Origin of the sequence: Flavobacterium flavigenum (assembly GCF_027111255.2) — a bacterium.
Lineage (GTDB): Bacteria > Bacteroidota > Bacteroidia > Flavobacteriales > Flavobacteriaceae > Flavobacterium > Flavobacterium flavigenum.
Genome location: NZ_CP114285.2, coordinates 4706396 through 4723627, shown reverse-complemented (window position 1 = coordinate 4723627; position 17232 = coordinate 4706396). Strand labels below are relative to the sequence as shown.

At 32.7% G+C, this 17232-nt stretch carries 18 protein-coding genes; 12 read left to right on the top strand and 6 right to left on the bottom strand.

Features of this window, described 5'->3' with window-relative positions:
• Positions 1-16 precede the first annotated feature (16 nt).
• The gene (locus tag OZP09_RS19630) at positions 17-1879 is read left to right on the top strand and encodes an acyltransferase family protein (RefSeq protein WP_281309858.1); all 1863 of its coding nucleotides are present in this window, start codon (positions 17-19) and stop codon (positions 1877-1879) included.
• Between the two features lie 483 nt (positions 1880-2362).
• Here OZP09_RS19630 and OZP09_RS19625 read toward each other — a convergent pair whose 3' ends face one another.
• A complete protein-coding gene (locus OZP09_RS19625) occupies positions 2363-4195 on the bottom strand; it encodes an ABC transporter ATP-binding protein (RefSeq protein ID WP_281309857.1) in 1833 nt (610 codons plus the stop codon).
• 272 nt (positions 4196-4467) lie between these two features.
• Here OZP09_RS19625 and OZP09_RS19620 point away from each other — a divergent pair, with 272 nt between their 5' ends.
• Positions 4468-5037, top strand: coding sequence for an L-threonylcarbamoyladenylate synthase (locus OZP09_RS19620; protein ID WP_269235325.1), 570 nt, complete (start codon positions 4468-4470; stop codon positions 5035-5037).
• Between the two features lie 7 nt (positions 5038-5044).
• Here the strand turns inward: OZP09_RS19620 and OZP09_RS19615 are convergent, their stop codons facing one another.
• The gene (locus OZP09_RS19615) at positions 5045-6169 is read right to left on the bottom strand and encodes a cysteine desulfurase family protein (RefSeq protein WP_269235324.1); all 1125 of its coding nucleotides are present in this window, start codon (positions 6167-6169) and stop codon (positions 5045-5047) included.
• 87 nt (positions 6170-6256) lie between these two features.
• On the opposite strand from OZP09_RS19615, the gene OZP09_RS19610 reads away from it, so the two are divergent.
• Positions 6257-7201, top strand: a complete 945-nt coding sequence (locus OZP09_RS19610) for a hypothetical protein (protein ID WP_269235323.1) — start codon at positions 6257-6259, stop codon at positions 7199-7201.
• 146 nt (positions 7202-7347) lie between these two features.
• On the opposite strand, the gene OZP09_RS19605 is transcribed toward OZP09_RS19610, so the two are convergent.
• Entirely contained in the window at positions 7348-7899 is a 552-nt protein-coding gene (locus OZP09_RS19605; RefSeq protein WP_269235322.1) for a DUF8465 domain-containing protein, read from the bottom strand.
• A complete protein-coding gene (locus tag OZP09_RS19600) occupies positions 7889-8074 on the bottom strand; it encodes a hypothetical protein (protein ID WP_269235321.1) in 186 nt (61 codons plus the stop codon). Before OZP09_RS19600 ends, OZP09_RS19605 begins: the two co-directional genes overlap by 11 nt.
• Before the next feature lie 100 nt (positions 8075-8174).
• Between OZP09_RS19600 and OZP09_RS19595 the strand changes: the two genes are divergently transcribed.
• Positions 8175-8459 carry a DUF2752 domain-containing protein gene (locus OZP09_RS19595; RefSeq protein WP_269235320.1) on the top strand — a complete coding sequence of 95 codons (285 nt, stop codon included), beginning with the start codon at positions 8175-8177 and terminating at the stop codon, positions 8457-8459.
• A gap of 9 nt (positions 8460-8468) precedes the next feature.
• Here OZP09_RS19595 and OZP09_RS19590 read toward each other — a convergent pair whose 3' ends face one another.
• Positions 8469-9170 (bottom strand): DUF1003 domain-containing protein, encoded by a 702-nt coding sequence (locus OZP09_RS19590; RefSeq protein WP_269235319.1) that lies wholly within the window; start codon positions 9168-9170, stop codon positions 8469-8471.
• A 191-nt stretch (positions 9171-9361) separates the two neighbouring features.
• Between OZP09_RS19590 and epsC the strand changes: the two genes are divergently transcribed.
• The 5 genes from epsC (at position 9362) to OZP09_RS19565 (ending at position 13209) form a co-directional block, all read left to right on the top strand.
• The gene (gene epsC, locus OZP09_RS19585; RefSeq protein ID WP_281309856.1) at positions 9362-10153 is read left to right on the top strand and encodes a serine O-acetyltransferase EpsC; all 792 of its coding nucleotides are present in this window, start codon (positions 9362-9364) and stop codon (positions 10151-10153) included.
• 1 nt (position 10154) lies between these two features.
• Positions 10155-11042: a cysteine synthase CysM gene (cysM, locus tag OZP09_RS19580; RefSeq protein WP_269237919.1), complete on the top strand. Its 888-nt coding sequence runs from the start codon at positions 10155-10157 to the stop codon at positions 11040-11042.
• A gap of 110 nt (positions 11043-11152) precedes the next feature.
• Positions 11153-12139, top strand: a complete 987-nt coding sequence (locus OZP09_RS19575) for an aldo/keto reductase (protein ID WP_269235318.1) — start codon at positions 11153-11155, stop codon at positions 12137-12139.
• Positions 12140-12282: 143 nt separating this feature from the next.
• Complete coding sequence (locus OZP09_RS19570) at positions 12283-12699, top strand: hypothetical protein (protein WP_269235317.1); 417 nt, start codon at positions 12283-12285, stop codon at positions 12697-12699.
• 69 nt (positions 12700-12768) lie between these two features.
• Positions 12769-13209: a hypothetical protein gene (locus OZP09_RS19565; protein ID WP_269235316.1), complete on the top strand. Its 441-nt coding sequence runs from the start codon at positions 12769-12771 to the stop codon at positions 13207-13209.
• Between the two features lies 1 nt (position 13210).
• On the opposite strand, the gene OZP09_RS19560 is transcribed toward OZP09_RS19565, so the two are convergent.
• Positions 13211-14263, bottom strand: coding sequence for a sensor histidine kinase (locus OZP09_RS19560; RefSeq protein ID WP_281309855.1), 1053 nt, complete (start codon positions 14261-14263; stop codon positions 13211-13213).
• Positions 14264-14421: 158 nt separating this feature from the next.
• Here OZP09_RS19560 and rlmD point away from each other — a divergent pair, with 158 nt between their 5' ends.
• From rlmD to OZP09_RS19545, 3 genes are read left to right on the top strand one after another with little or no spacing between them, the layout of a single operon-like run.
• Positions 14422-15834: a 23S rRNA (uracil(1939)-C(5))-methyltransferase RlmD gene (gene rlmD / locus OZP09_RS19555; protein ID WP_269235314.1), complete on the top strand. Its 1413-nt coding sequence runs from the start codon at positions 14422-14424 to the stop codon at positions 15832-15834.
• Between the two features lie 11 nt (positions 15835-15845).
• Positions 15846-16379: a DUF6452 family protein gene (locus OZP09_RS19550; RefSeq protein WP_223681516.1), complete on the top strand. Its 534-nt coding sequence runs from the start codon at positions 15846-15848 to the stop codon at positions 16377-16379.
• Positions 16351-17169 carry a DUF6048 family protein gene (locus OZP09_RS19545; protein WP_281309854.1) on the top strand — a complete coding sequence of 273 codons (819 nt, stop codon included), beginning with the start codon at positions 16351-16353 and terminating at the stop codon, positions 17167-17169. The genes OZP09_RS19550 and OZP09_RS19545 overlap by 29 nt, the downstream gene beginning before the upstream one ends.
• The last annotated feature ends 63 nt before the right edge of the window (positions 17170-17232 follow it).

Here is a 17232-nt window from a genome sequence, read left to right as displayed (position 1 = left end):
TTTCTATTTTGACCCCATGCATAAAAGAAATTACTTCCCACATATTGATGGATTGCGAGGTATTGCGGTTCTATTGGTTTTGCTTTTTCATCTCGATATAACTGTATTAAAAGGAGGATTCATCGGTGTAGATGTTTTCTTTGTAATTAGTGGCTATCTCATAAGTTCTATTTTAATACCTAAAATAGATCAAAAAGATTTTTCTTTTAAAGAGTTTTATTTTAGGCGAATAAAAAGATTGATGCCATCTATGCTATTCGTAGTGATACTCACATTATTAATGGCTTATTTCGTTTATCCTCTTTTTTTATTCGAGAAAACATTAAAATCATCAACCGCCACAGTTCTATCCTTCTCCAATGTCTATTTTTTTTTAGAATCGGGTTATTTTGATAGTAGTTCATATATTAAACCTTTATTACATACTTGGTCTTTATCTGTTGAAGAACAGTTTTATCTTATTTGGCCTTTTTTATTGTTTTTTACTTTAAAAATAAAAAAAACGGTTCATAGAGTTTTAGTTTTATCTTCATTTGCAGTAATTAGCTTTTTTTTTTCTGAATATTATTTAACAATAAATAGTTCGGCTGCTTTTTTTCTTACTCCATTCCGAGTTTTTGAATTTCTAATAGGCACATTGCTTTTTTGGACTAATAAATTTGAATTTAAATCGTATGCAAAAGAATCGCTATCGCTAATAGGAATTACAGGTCTAATTTTTCTAGCTTCTTTTTATGATAATAAAGTCCTGTTTCCTGGAATAAATGCTTTATTGCCTTGCTTATTTTCAGCTATTTTAATTCACAATACAGGTCAAACAAAATATGTTAGTCGAATTTATAATAATCAATTAATAAGATGGTTGGGCAGAATATCCTATTCTTTATACTTGATTCATTGGCCCTTTGTCGTTTTTTATAAACATCTATACGGTCCGAATTTAAATCCGAAAGACCAAATTATACTTTTTTTTAGTGCTATCGTGGTTGGATTTATCATCTATAAATGTATTGAAACTCCTTTTAGAGTAACTAAAAGAAAAGAATCCAAAATAATTATTCTTATTTTTACAACAATGGTCTTAATTTTAGTAACAAATTATTGTTTGCTTCATTTTGAATCATTCTTTTTTAAGAATACCACTACTAAAACATATGGCTTAAAACAGATTGAGGAAGGCAAAAATTTAAGGTTTCAACTTTTAAGCGATACCATAAATGACTTAAATTTAAAAAATACAAAACACACAGAACAAGTGTTAATACTTGGAGATAGTCATGCTCCAGATGCACTTAATTTTTTGAAATTAGCCTATCCTAATTACGATTACCGAATGCTTTCAGAAGGAGGTTGTCCACCAATGGTTTCGGATGATTTAAAATTAATTAACAATCATCCCCCCGAAATGAAAGACAAATGCTATGTTATGATGGATAAAATTTATAGAAATAATTTTTTATCAAAGTATGAATACATTGTAATCAACGTAATGTTTGGCTGGTATAAACCCGAAAATTTAGTAGCTTTTGTAAAAGAAATAAAAAAGAAAACAAAAGCTAAAATTATCGTTTTTGGAAATTATATAGTTTTGAAACGAGATATGCCAGAAATCACAGGTTCAGGAGAAACCATAACAAATAAAGACATCGAAAGTTTTGGACTTTATGATAACGAATTGAAAATTAAATCAAAAGGCCTCTACCAATTTATTAGCAAAAAAGAATTACTGTCTAATGGGAATAATCTCAAGGATTGTGTACTATTTACGGCTCAAAATGCCCCAATGTCCTACGATAGTAATCACTTAAGTTTTGAATTTTCCAAAACAATTTCGGACAGTTTACGGATTAAAAAAATTAATATTTTTAAGAAAAAATAGGTTTAAAATTAAAAATAATTTATTAAAATTTTAAAACGAATTGAAATACAACAAGATTATTTTTAGTATTCACAATCCTTAAGGTATGGGTCTTATAGCAGAAGATGTAAAATAGCCATTTGCATTAACAGATATTTAGATACAAAATCTACTAGCGAGCTTAAAAATCTCTTCTATTTAAAAAAAAGAACCTTTTACAAACTATAAAATCAAATTTTTTAAGGATTCATTTTTACAAGAAAAAGTCAAACAGTTTCCTCAAGAATAGATGTAGTATGCAAATATTAATTTTGTTTTTGTGAGTCAAAGTAAAAATCCGGATAATTATACCAAAGATAAATTTAGGAGAACCCTCTAAAAACTCACTTTTTTCGAATTTAAAATCTGTAAACTGCTTGCTTTTAGCATTATGAAAATCCAGAATTATTTCTAGAGATACCTTAAAATAGCATTTCAGTTAAATAGGAACTGTATTTAATAGCTTTAATTCACCTCTAAAGACTGCAAGCTCACTAAATTGGCATACACTCCATTCATATTGAGCAGTTGCTCATGAGTACCTTGCTCTACAATCCTGCCTTTACTCATTACAACAATTAAATCAGCATTTTGAATGGTAGATAAACGGTGTGCAATTACAATTGATGTTCTGTTTTCCATCATATTCTCTAAGCCAATCTGAACTAATTGTTCTGATTCAGTATCTAATGCCGATGTGGCTTCATCCAGAATCATAATAGGTGGATTTTTCATCACCGCCCTGGCAATAGCTACACGCTGTCGCTGACCTCCTGACAGCATTCCGCCTCCATCACCGACAGGGCTATTATACTGCTCAGGAAATTCTGAAATAAAATTATGGGCATTTGCCACTTTTGCAGCATTTTTAACAGCCTCTATATCAGGATTATCTATACTTAACGAAATATTATTAGCAATAGTATCATTAAATAAAATAGAATCCTGAGCAACAATTCCCATTTGTTTTCTTAAAGAATCTGCAGTAACATCTTTAATGTTTATACCATCAAAAGTGATACTTCCTTCTGAGACATCATACAACCTTGTCACTAAGTTTGCCAATGTTGATTTTCCACTTCCGGATTCCCCTACCAGCGCCACTCTTTTTCCTTTTGGCACTGTCAGATTAAAATCTTTTAAAACATATTCCGAATCGTATTTAAACCAAACATTCGTAAATTTAATTTCATGCTTAAATTCGGTAATCTCTATAGCATCAAGATTGTCTTTTAGCGGATTGGTTGCGTCTAAAATAAAAGCAACCCTTTCATAAGCTGCATTTCCTCCCATTAAAGCCTGATTGGCTTTGGTTATAGCCTTAGCTGGTGTCAATATTTGATAAGCCAGACCCATATATGCGATAAAAGCACTACCACTCATAGATCCGTCAATCAACACTAAAGACCCTCCGTAAACCAATAGAATAGAAATTACAAAAATCCCTAAAAACTCACTCATAGGTCCTGCCAGGCTCATCCTAACGCCTATTTTATTGTTTAGATTATTAATAAATTCTGTTGAATTCAAATAACGTCGTATGAAAAAATTCTCAGATGTGAAATTTTTAATCACTTTTATACCGCCTAGAGTTTCTTCAATATCTGATAAAAGATGTCCCTCCAGAGAGAAAATATCACCCGACTGACTTTTAATAGATTTGCTCATTCTGGATATTAAAATCCCTGAAAGAGGAAGAAAAAGAAAAACGAATATGGTTAATTTCCAACTTATAAAAACCATCGATATCAGAGTGAATACAATAGTCAATGGTTCACTAACCATCATCAAAATACTTAAAAAAGCACTTTTTATTGTATTGATATCTGAGGTCATTCTTGAAATTAAATCACCCTTTCTTTCATTTGAAAAAAAAGAAACAGGTAAACTAATTACTTTCTGATAAACATCATTTCGCAAATCTTTCAAAATTCCATTATTCAAATAGGTCATGTATACAATGGAAATGAAATTGAAAAGGTTTTTCAACAAAAAAGTAGTCAAAACAAATATTACCATCCATATCAACGTATCCAAAGCTCCGTTTACTTCAGTATTGTGTGTTATGAAATAATTTAAAGAGTCTTCCAAATATCTTTTATCAATACTTTTAAACCCTTCATATACAGGTCTTACATGTATTTTTTCACCATCTGAAAACAATACCTTCATTAATGGGAAAAGCGAAAGCATCGAAATAGCAGAAAAAAGTGCATATAAAACATTAAAGATGATACTGATTATTAAATTCTTCTTGTGGGGTATTAAATACTTTAAAAAGCGTTTAAAATTTTTCATTTAATTATTTTGAATTGAAGGCTAACCTAATTTAATTTTTAAGGCCAATATTTTTTTGCAAAGATAAAATTAAAATAGTTTTAAAACCAGAAAAGTAGTACCTAATCACCTCTAAAACCGAATGATTTTCAACTTCTAAATTTCCTGATTCTTAATCAAAATCAATTGCATTAGTAATGATTCTTATATGAACAAGCTTTCCAATTTATGGAGATTTCCAGAAATATTTTTCGTTACTTTGCTTCTATAAATTTGTTACTTGTATTTATAAAATGGAAAATCTGAACGAAGAAGTACATAAAGCTTTTGAAATAATAAAAGAGGGCGGTATCATTCTTTATCCAACCGACACCGTTTGGGGAATTGGCTGCGATGCCACAAATCCCGAAGCTGTTGCTAAAATATACAAACTTAAACAACGTGCAGAAACGCAAAGCATGATTGTATTAATGAATGGCGAAAAAATGATGTACAATGTTTTTAAAAACATTCCCGAAGTAGCCTGGCAGATCCTTGATTTATCTGAAAAACCAACCACTTTAATTTTAGACGAACCGCGAAATGTAGCTTCTAATATTATCGCTTCAGATAAGTCTTTAGCAATACGACTTGTAAAAGAACCTTTTTGTTTTAAATTATTAGAGAGAATGAAGAAACCATTAGTTTCTACATCTGCTAATATTTCAGGACAACCAACACCATTAACTTTCAAAGATATTAATCCTGAAATTGTAAAAGGAGTTGATTATGTCGTGGATTTGTATCGTGATAAAGTTGGCGGAAAACCTTCAACAATCATTAAAATAACAAATGATTCTCAGGTAAAAATAATACGCAAGTAATTGACAACTATATTGTTTTGAGGCTCTCAATCAGCAAGTCAATATCTTCTTTTGTATTATAATGACTGAAAGAAATTCGGAGATTAGGTAATTTCAAATCGGTCTCCGAAAGTATTTCTTTTAAAACATGTGAAGGCTTTATACTTCCGGACTGACATGCGCTTCCTCTTGAAACTGCAATTCCTTTCATATCCAGACTAAACAATAACATAGAAGTTTTATCTTCAGAAAAAGGCAAAATAATATTGATAATATTATAAAAATCTTCTTTTTTACCTACGATTCTAAAATTCGGGAAATAATTTTGAAGCTGATTTATCAAATACATTTTTAAATCCAACATATACTGCCTGTCGGTTTCAAGGTTTTCATATGAAATAGCCAAAGCTTTTGCCATTCCTGCAATCTGGTGTACAGCTTCGGTTCCTGCACGCAATCCTTTTTCCTGTTCACCGCCAAAAAGTAAAGGCTGCAGTCCTGAATTTTTTCGCACAAAAGCAAAGCCAACTCCTTTTGGCCCATGAAATTTATGAGCACTGGCCACAATAAAATCAACAGTGCTTTTTTGTAAATCAATTTCGGTTTTACCAACAGATTGTACCGTATCAGAATGAAAAAGCGCATTATACTGCTTACAGATAACACTCACTCGGTCAATATCTAAAATAGCCCCTGTTTCATTATTTACATGCATTAAACTTACAATTGTCTTTTTTTCTTGTGATAATAAGTTAGACAAATGCGTTAAATCGATGCTGCCATCAGAATTTATGTTAACATAATCGACCTGAATGTCATAATCTGACTGTAAAGCCAAAACTGTATATAAAACTGCGTGATGCTCAATTTTAGACGTGACAATTCGCTGTACTTTTAAATCTTCTACAGCAGAGCGAAGTATCCAGTTATTTCCCTCTGTGCCGCCTGACGTAAAAATTATTTCCTGAGCCGAACAATTAAGATATTTGGCTATATTTTTTCTGGAAAGTTCAACAATCGTTTTTGCATTTCTACCAAAACTGTGAGTAGATGATGGATTTCCAAAATCATCCATCATAATTTTTGTCATTTCCTGAATAACTTCAGGTCGTATGGCAGTAGTAGAAGCGTTATCAAGGTATACTTTTTTCATTGCTGCAAAGTTATGAAATATCAATTGTCAATTCTTAAATATCATTTGCGAAATTTTTCACTATTTTTGAACCAAATAAAAATTAAGATGAAAAAATATGCCTGCCTGTTACTTTTCGCTATTATGCTTAACGGTTGCGATGACGGAGATTTAACACCTGAAATAATAGATTTTGAAGGATTAAATCCTGAAAGCTGTGATATAAAAACTAATGAACTGATCTATAAGTTAAAACCACAAGAAGCCTTGATATTACAATTGGAGGAAAATACCCTTGATGACGTAGTAGGAGAAAAAACAATTAATATCACTGACGAAGGACTTACCCAGCTTGTTTACAGAACTTTTGACGGCGTAATTAGTCGTGCTAATATTTGTGATGCCATACGACCCTCTTCACCAAACATCATACGTGATTCTAAAGCTAAAAGTGGAACAATTACCATTACAACAACTCCAGATACATCTGAACCAGAGCCTGACGGAAGTACATCAATTAAGGGTTTCAATCATGTAATATACATGAGCAATATTAGCTACGAGATAGTAGGAGGAGTACAAGTTGATCCAAAGTCTTTTCCTTTTGGCAGTCTGAAGACAACAACTTATACCTCCCCTACTGTAACCCTCAATGCTAAAGCCGTAATGTGTAATCCAACAAAAATATATAATTATAATGCTGATAGGTCTATGATTATTGATGCTTTAGATGATTCATTAATCCAAAATTCCGAAACTTTAGAACCTAGAAGAAGTACCATAACAGCGACTCAAAACAAAATTGTTTTTAACACTTATAATACTACCAATATTCCTGCTGGCTATTTTTGTGAAACTCCAAGACCTGCAACACCAGAAATAAATGAAACATGGACTGCTCTACCTACTGGTACTATAGAAGTGGTAACCACAAAAAATGGCGCACAATACATACATGTTGTCACAATAAAAGACGTAGAGCTAAGCAACAGTAGCGGTTTAAAATTCAAACTGCCGAAAACTTTTCTTTTCGGCGAAATTACCACACAATAAAGGTTATTTGAAATCAAATCAAAGAATATTTTTTCTTATTTAATTCTTACAAAAAACATCCTTTTCTAAACTAATTCCGAAAGACAATTAGAATTAAAAGGATGTTTTTTTATGCACTTAGCAAGCTGTTTTAGTACTCGAAAAAACTATTTATTGTTTTGTCTAAAATAAACCTCAGTTGCACCAAGACCATATTTTTGATAATTAGCATCCTGAAAATCTACTCCATCATACCGTCCTAACAAAAAATCAAGTTCGGCTTTCAGTATTCCTTCACCAACGCCGTGGATAAAAACAATCTTGGGAATACGGTTTTTAATTGCAAATTCAATATGCCTTCTTGCTGTTTCGGTTTGCAAAGTAAGTATATCATAATTAGACATCCCGCGTTTATTTGGTACTAATTTTTCTATATGCAAGTCAAATTCCGGAGCCGAAATCTCACGTTTGTCTTTCTTTTCTTTCACAAAACTTCGTGGTTTTGGCTCTTCTTTTTCTTTTGTAACAGAATCCAAATCAATTCTTTTAATTGAGTTCATTAAGTTACTGGAGTCCTGAATTTTAATCAACTCATTGACAAAAAAAGTCATCATAAATCCATCTTCTGTTTCAATCAAAACTTCATTATTTTTAACAGAAACTACCTTTCCGTTAATGGCTTCGTCCAAAACAGAAACCTTATCTCCTTTATTCAGCATCCTCTTCTTCTTTTTCTTGATTCTTACTTGGTGTTTTTGCGCTTAGCTGCATCATTCCAAACATAAAAACAACAATTGCAATTACTGTTACATAGATATTTTTATCTTCAGAAACCTGCTCGTACAATGCCACGGAAATAGTAAAAACCATTATTAAAATTTTAAAAGTTTTCATATTTTTAATATAAGACTTCAAAAATAAGAAACTTTAAAATAGTACCTCTATCCTATTTAAATCTTATCGTTATTTTTGTAAAATTGTAAAAAATAAAACTTTGGATTTAGAAAAATATATGCTGCCTTGTTTTAGCAAAACCCTGTTCGGAATTGAATGTTTGGGCTGTGGATTTCAGCGTGCCCTATTCTTACTTTTTCGGGGTAACTTTCTAGCTGCATTTAATATGTATCCGGCAATCTACACAACCCTTATTTTTTTAAGTTTTGTAGCTTTACAATTTTTAAACAAAGCCAAAAATTACAACAAGCTACTTTGGATTTCCGGAATTATAAATGGCGTGTTTATGATTGCAGGATATTACTACAAACATTTTTATCTTTAATTTTTGCAATCATTTTTTAATTTGATTCAAAATATCATCCATCATCTCAATTTGAACTTTCTGAATTTCTATTAATTCCTGTTGCTGATGCATTATTAAATGATCGATCTTATCATGAATCATTCTAATTTCAAGCTCTGATTTAAGGTTAATCATATAATCTTTTTTGGCACGGGTACGGTCTTTTTCTTCCTGCCGATTCTGGCTCATCATAATGACAGGCGCCTGCAAAGCTGCAATACATGACAAAATAAGATTCAGTAAAATAAAAGGATACGGATCAAAACCTTTATTCATTAAAACAAAAACATTCGATCCTATCCAAAGAATTATAAAAACAACAAACGAAATAATAAATGTCCAGCTTCCGCCAAAGTCTGCTACCTTATCAGCTATTTTTTGACCAAAACTTCGCGTTTCATCTTCATCTTCCACAATGCTCACAATTGATTTATCTTCGTTCAAAGAGGCAACAACACTTTTCTCAAGATCTGAAAGTGCACCGATTTCATTTGATATATAATCTGTAATATATTTCTGCCTATACTTGTTTAATTCCTGAAAGGAGATAAAATCACTATCGCAAAACGAAGGATGATCTTTAAGAATAAGACCTAAGACAGGATCATGTATCGATTTACCTGAAACTTTCTCTGAGACAGGGAATGAAAGATTAGAAATAGCACTTTTAAAAGTTGAATCATTTTTCATTTTACTATGTTTTACTGGCTAATTTACGCATTTAACTTCTTAACAATCTTATAAATTTCTACCTTCAAAATTTCTTTTATTTATCACAAATAGAATCATCAATAGAAAATTTCTTTAGGGAATTCGTGCCTTTATTTACAAAAAACACCTTACTTTTAACGTTTCAAAATTATCCATTCAATTTTACAATTGTGTCAAAAGATCTTATCATACAAAATATCAAAGCTTTAAAAAGCCATTCAAACATAAATTACGGCATTAAAACTAAAACCGAAGCGTTTACTGAAAAGCTTTTTTATACCCTGTTTGATTCAAATGCAGCTTTAGATGAAAGTATTGACGAACTTGAATTTCGCTTCAAAGAAATCGCTGTTTTAGCCTGTAAAAAGCCCGAAAAATTATGCGGCTCGATGTGGGATCTTTTTCTGGAAAAACTACCAAATGTTTTAGAAAAACTGAATCAGGATGCTGAATATATCCTGGAAAATGATCCTGCCTCAAATAGTATCGACGAAGTTTACTTAGGCTATCCGGGATTTTATGCGATTGCTATTTACAGGTTAAGCCATGAATTGTACAAACTCGATTTATTATTATTCTCAAGACTGATGAGCGAATACGCTCACCGCATAACCGGAACTGACATACATGCAGGAGCCAATATTGCTTCACCGTTTTTTATAGATCACGCTACCGGAATTGTTATTGGAGAAACAACCGTAATCGAAAAATACGTAAAAATTTATCAAGGTGTTACTTTAGGTGCATTAAGTGTAAGCAAGGACATGAAAAATGCTAAACGTCATCCAACTGTCGAGAAAAATGTTTGTATTTATGCTAATGCTACCATTTTAGGCGGCGAAACCGTTATTGGCAGAAATAGTATTGTGGGAGGAAACGCCTGGGTTACCAAATCTATCCCGGCAGATTCTATAGTCCTGAATACGACTACAACCGAAGTTAAAATAAAAGAAAAAAAATAGAATGAAACCACAGAAATTGATCAACCTGATTGGCAATACCCCATTGATGGAAACTGTTAATCTGGTCAAAAATAAAAACGTAAAACTTCTATTAAAACTCGAGGGAAACAATCCTGGCGGAAGCGTAAAAGACAGAGCTGCATACAACATGATTGCATCAGCTTTGGAAAGAGGTGATATCAAAAAAGGAGATAAATTAATTGAAGCAACAAGCGGAAATACAGGAATTGCACTGGCAATGATTGCTCAGTTATTTCAGGTTGAAATAGAATTAGTGCTGCCTGAAGATTCTACAAAAGAAAGAACCCAAACCATGCGCGCTTATGGTGCAACCGTTATTTTAACACCAGCAAGTGAAGGAATAATCGGTTCCCGTGACTATGCCGACAAAAAAGTAGCAGAGGGCGGTTATGTAATGCTAAATCAGTTTGCAAATGACGATAACTGGAAAGCACATTATAAAACTACCGGTCCTGAAATATGGGAGGATACTGAAGGAAGTGTAACCCATTTTGTATCGGCTATGGGAACAACAGGAACTATCATTGGGACTTCATCTTATCTGAAAGAAAAAAATCCAAATATACAGATTATTGGTGCCCAGCCGAGCGACGGATCACAAATTCCGGGAATCCGTAAATGGCCACAGGAGTATTTGCCAAAGATTTTTGACGCTTCGAAAGTAGATACTGTTGTGGATGTAAGCGAAGAAGAAGCAAGAAAAATGACAAAAAGATTAGCACTTGAAGAAGGTGTTTTTGCCGGAATGAGCAGTGGCGGATCTGTAGCAGTAGCCCTTAAAATTGCAGAACAATTAGAATCAGGTGTTATAGTAGCCATTATATGTGATCGCGGAGACCGCTATTTATCTTCTGATTTATTTGATTAAAAACAAAGTCTCTAAGGTTCTGAGCGACTAAGAATCTAAGGTTTTTTTATTGAGCTTATAAATCTTAGCACTTCAGCATCCTGGCAACTTAGAACCTTAAAATACACAAAATGAACTATCGCAAATTAGGTAAAACCAATTTTAATATATCCGAAATCTCACTTGGCACCTGGCAGGTTGGAGGAAAATGGGGATCAGCTTTTGACAACAAAACTGCAGACGAACTTTTAAATACAGCAATTGATAATGGCGTTAACTTTATTGATACAGCAGATGTTTATGAAAATGGTTTAAGTGAAACTGCTGTTGGAAGGGTTATACGTTCGAGATCTGAGCGTATTTATGTGGCTACAAAATGCGGGCGTCATATTAATCCGCATGTAAGCGAGGGATATCAGCCAAAAGTGCTTCAAAAATACGTTGAAGACAGCTTACAAAGACTAGGATTAGAAACAATAGATTTAATTCAGTTACACTGCCCTCCTACTGAGGTTTTTTATCGTCCCGAAATATTTGAACTGTTTGATCGTCTTAAAGAGCAGGGAAAAATTTTAAATCTTGGCGTTAGCGTTGAAAAAGTAGAAGAAGCCTTGAAAGCAATCGAATATTCGAATGTTACTACGGTTCAGATTATTTTTAATTTATTTCGTCAGCGGCCATCACAGCTATTCTTTTCTGAAGCAAGAAAAAAAGACATCGGGATCATTGCAAGGGTTCCTTTGGCAAGTGGACTTTTAACCGGTAAATTTGATACCAAAACGACTTTCGAACCGCAAGACCACAGAAATTTTAACAGAAACGGTGATGCTTTTGACAAAGGAGAAACTTTTTCCGGCATTGATTATGAATTAGGGCTAAAAGCTGTTGAAGAATTAAAAGCATTATTTCCTGAAGCTACAAATCTGGCTCCTTATGCTTTGCAGTGGATTTTGAGTTTTGAAGACATAAGCTGTATTATTCCGGGAGCTTCTAAAGAAAGTCATGTACTTTCTAATTTATCAGTTTATGATTTACCCAAATTATCTCCGGAAAAAATTGAGGCAATGAATAAAATTTATGAAGAATATATAAAACCTTCTGTACATCAGTTGTGGTAATTCTTTTAAAAAAACGTTGACGACATCATAATACACAAGTTTCTAAGATTTTGAAAGCAGAATCTTAGAAACTTTTTTTTTGAATGCGCAACCCTTTTATAATCGGAGCATCTTATCAATAAACTAATCTAAAACCCTTAACCATGAAAAAATTAAGCTTTATTATATTTATTGTTTGCTTTGTAACTGCTTCCTGCAGTAGTGAAGAAGAAATCCAAAAAGAAGATACCCAAAAATTAGAAGCAATGTATAATGAGATTGTTTCTCTCTCTTTATCCAACTCTCAGCCTTGTACAAATTCTCAAGAATGGGATTTTGCCCCAATTGGCTCTAAAGCTTGCGGCGGCGATGCTGGCTATATTTTATATTCTAAAAAAATTGATATTGATGCGTTTTTAGCAAAAATAAAAGAATACACTGAAGCTCAAAGCAATTATAATAAAAAATGGGGAATTATATCTGATTGCGGCATTACGATAAGACCTACCGGAGTAGAATGTCTGGATGGAAAACCTAAATTAAGTTATCAAACTCCTTCAGCAGCAAAAAACACATTTTAATATTTCAAGATTAAAGTAAAAGTTCAAATTTAGTTTTCCTACCTTCGATTTTTACATCCGAAAATTAAAATGATTACGAAATCAAATTTTAAAGAATGGTTTGACCGGTATAAGTATGCTGAATTAGCCAGTACAAGTGCCGCCCTAACTACTTCGCTTTTCAGCAAAATCTATAGCGGATTAACAACGGCTTATTTGATTACATTTGCCGAATATCTGGCTTTTTATAGTGTAATTTTATTTTCTTCTTATAAAAAACTACACAAACAAAACAGCCTTTTAAACCAAAAGACTTCTTCTCATGAAATTTTCAGGCTTTTGAAAAATCTTATTTTGGAATTTGGATACCCTGCGTTTTTGGATTTTTTGATAATTCGTCCTTTTTGTATGTACTGGATGCCAATACTTTTCGGAAACTATTTCTTCGGAATTATTTTTGGGAAAATTTCAGCTGACTTGTGTTTCTATTGTTTCACAATTATCAATTATGAATTAATTAAAAGAAAATAATTTAGGCGTTTTCAAATATAATTTTAAACTCGGCACCTTTATTCTTTCCTTCACTTGAAGCAGTTAATTTACCATTACTTCTTTCGATAATTTTTTTACACAGATACAAACCAATTCCGGTTGAAGATTCATTAGCTGTTCCTAGTCGGCTCATTTTGGTAAATTTCTTAAACAGTTCTCCAATCTGGTGCTCATTAAAACCAATTCCATTATCCGAGACTTTTATAATCAAATCATTACTTTCAGTAAATATTCTAAGGTTTATTGTGCTCTCAAAATAAGAAAACTTAACTGCATTCGTAATAAGATTTACCAGCACCTGAATCAACAATCCCTCATCGATTTTAAGACGTGCCTCTTCTGTTTCTATACTTACATTAAGTGTAATATTTTTATCAATAAGGCGCTGCTCAATCTGTTCATTAATAAAAGGCAATATGTTTGAAAAGAAAATTATTCTTGTTTCGTGATTGGTTTTTACAACCTGATCCTGCTCTTTCAATAATTTAATAAAATTTTCAATGTATCGAAATTGCAAATTTGTTGATTCACATATTAAATTAGCTAAATCCTTAATCGAATCGGATGGCTTTTCATCTATAATAAGTTTTGCCAGACCTTGTGGATTTCCGGCAAAGTTTTTTAAATCGTGAGAAAGCATATAGATTAAATCCTGCTTTTCATTAATAAAAGTCTCAGCTTCAAAAATAGATTCCTGAATATTACTCATTAACAAACCTGCCTCATCATTATATGCAGTTGGCAAAACAGATATTTTTCGTTCATTCCTGTAGTCATCTAATGCTTTCGAGGCTACAGCAATTGGTTTAATAAGCTGATTTAAAATCAATAACGTTATTACCGTTGCAAGCAAGGTCATAATTAATGAAAAAATCAAAACTGATGCAGGCGAAACAGAAGCATCAAAATATAATACAAAAAACAAAATACCAATTAGAGGAATGTGAATACCTATAAAAGCAACAAACAGGAATTTGAATGCATAACTTTTTTTTAAAAAGCCAATTTTAGAAAGACTATGGTACAACTTCATACGAAATAACAATTACTTAGATTTAAATTGGGGCTATCGAAGCATTTGATGCAACAAAGTTAGCTTTAAAAGCTGATTTAGAGATGCAAATTATAGAATTTGATAAAATATTTTAAAAATTAAATTTATAAAAGTTTACAAACCCTTATTTTTGCGCTATGGGAAGAAAAAATACAGATAAAGTCGTCTTTCATCAAATACAAGTTCTTGATGCAGGCGCAAAAGGCGTATCAGTTGCAAAAGCACCAGACGGAAAAGTAATCTTCATACCGAATGTAGTTCCGGAGGATGTGGTTGATGTGCAGACTTTTAAAAAACGAAAAGCTTATTACGAGGGAAAAGCTGTTAAATTTCATGAACTATCAGAACACCGTGTAGATCCGGTTTGCGAACATTTTGGTGTTTGCGGTGGATGTAAGTGGCAAAATATGAAATACAGCCAACAGCTGTATTATAAACAAAATGAAGTAAAAAACCATCTCCAAAGGATAGGAAAAATTGACTTACCTGAATTTGAAGATATTTTAGGTTCTGAGAAACAGTTTTTTTACAGAAACAAAATGGAATTTTCTTTTTCGAACAGCCGCTGGCTAACCGAAAAAGAGATAGGAAGTACTGAAGATTTAGGAAATAGAAATGCTTTAGGTTTTCATATTCCGAAAATGTGGGATAAAATTCTGGATATTACAAAATGTCATTTACAGGAAGATCCTTCCAATGCAATCCGCAACGAAATCAGGGCATTTGCAAACGAAAATGATTTAACATTCTTTAATCCAAGAGAACATTCAGGTTTATTAAGAACTTTTATGATTCGTACTGCTTCGACAGGTGAAATCATGGTTTTAATACAGTTTTTCGAAAATGACGAAGCCGGTCGTGAATTAATTCTGGATCACCTATACGAAAAATTTCCACAAATTACTTCTTTGCAATACGTAGTCAATTCAAAACAAAATGATACTATTTACGATCAGGACATAAAGCTTCACAAAGGAAGAGATTATATTCTGGAAGAAATGGAAGGATTAAAGTTTAGTATTAATGCTAAATCATTTTACCAGACCAATTCAGATCAGGCGTACGAACTGTACAAAATAACCAGGGATTTTGCAGGACTTTCAGGTAACGAAACTGTTTATGATTTGTATACCGGAACTGGGACTATTGCACAATTTGTATCCAGAAAAGCAAAAAAAGTAATTGGTGTAGAAAGTGTTCCTGAAGCAATTTTAGATGCTAAGGCAAATGCTGAGCGCAATAATATTACGAATTGTGAGTTTTTTGTTGGAGACATGAAAGTTGTATTTAATGAAGTCTTTATCACCCAGCATGGCAAGCCGGATGTTATCATTACCGATCCGCCTAGAGACGGAATGCACAAGGATGTGATTGAACAAATTTTAAAGATTGCTCCTAAGAAAGTAGTTTATGTAAGCTGTAACTCAGCCACTCAGGCAAGGGATCTGGCTTTAATGGATGAAAAATACAAAGTAACACGCGTTCGTCCGGTAGACATGTTTCCGCAGACACATCATGTCGAAAATGTTGTACTTTTAGAACTTCGATAACACAATTATAAATGAAAAAAATACTGTATTTTTTATTGGTCTTAACATTTGGATTATCCAGTTGTGAAAAAGATGATATTTGCGATGCAAATACCCCCACAACACCAAGAATGTTGATTTCTTTTTTCTATGCCGACCGACCAGCAGTTGTAAAAAATGTAACCCGCCTGAAAGTACAGGGAGAAAATGTAGAAAATGGAATTGTTTTTAACGAAACCGCTACAACTGATGATATAAAATACACCACTAGTGCGAATCAGGTTTTAATTCCATTAGACCCTACAAAAGATGCTGTCACTTATAGTTTTATATCTAATTTCAGCACCGCAAATCCTGGCTTAAGCAATACAGACATGCTGACATTTAACTATTCACGAAAAAATGTATATGTCTCAAGAGCCTGCGGTTTTAAAACCATATACACTTTAACTTCAATTCAGCGTGCAGGAAATGAAGATGCAAGTAACTACTGGATAAGTAACATTAGTTTATTTAATCCTAATGTCGAATTAGAAAATGAAACACATGTCAAAATATTTTTTTAGTATTTGCTTATTCTTTACAGTAGTATTTCCTGGTCAGGCTCAGGAAATAGCTAATGATACGATTAAAAAAGAAATAAGCGGGACAAAACCAAAGCCTAATAAAGTTCAGGTTGCTGCTAAAACCACAACAGACAGTGTTCCTGTAAAAAAAGACCGCTACGGTTTACGTGTTGGTGTTGATTTGTATAAACTTACCAGAGGTTTTTACGACAAAGACTATAAAGGAGTCGAGTTTGTGGGTGATTTTCGCCTTACTAAAAAATATTACATAGCCGCCGAACTCGGTATAGAAGATAAAACCACTGATGATGACCGATTAAATTCAACAGCAACAGGAACTTACATAAAAGGAGGTTTTGACTACAACTTGTATAATAACTGGCTGGATATGGAAAATCTTATATCAGTAGGTTTACGAGGTGGTTTTAGTACATTTAGCCAGGAGCTCAACAGCTACAAAATTTATAGTCCTGATAAATATTGGGGAGAAACACCAGTGATTACTGATGCTAAAAAATATACTGGTTTAACAGCTGCATGGGCCGAAGTTGCTGTTGGAATGAAAGCTAAGGTTTTTAATAACGTTTTTGTGGGATTCGGGGTCCAGTTAAAATTGCTCTTAGCCAACAAAGAACCTGAGGATTTTGAAAACCTTTATATTCCTGGATTTAACAGAACTTATGATGGAAGTTTCGGAGTTGGATTTAATTATACCGTTTCCTATTTTATTCCTCTTTATAAAAAGCAAGTAACAATTCCGGGAGCAGAAAAAAAAGTGCCTAAGAAATAATTTTTTATGCCATTTTTTAAAAAAGCCATTGATTCTGAATCAAATAATATTCAGAATCAATGG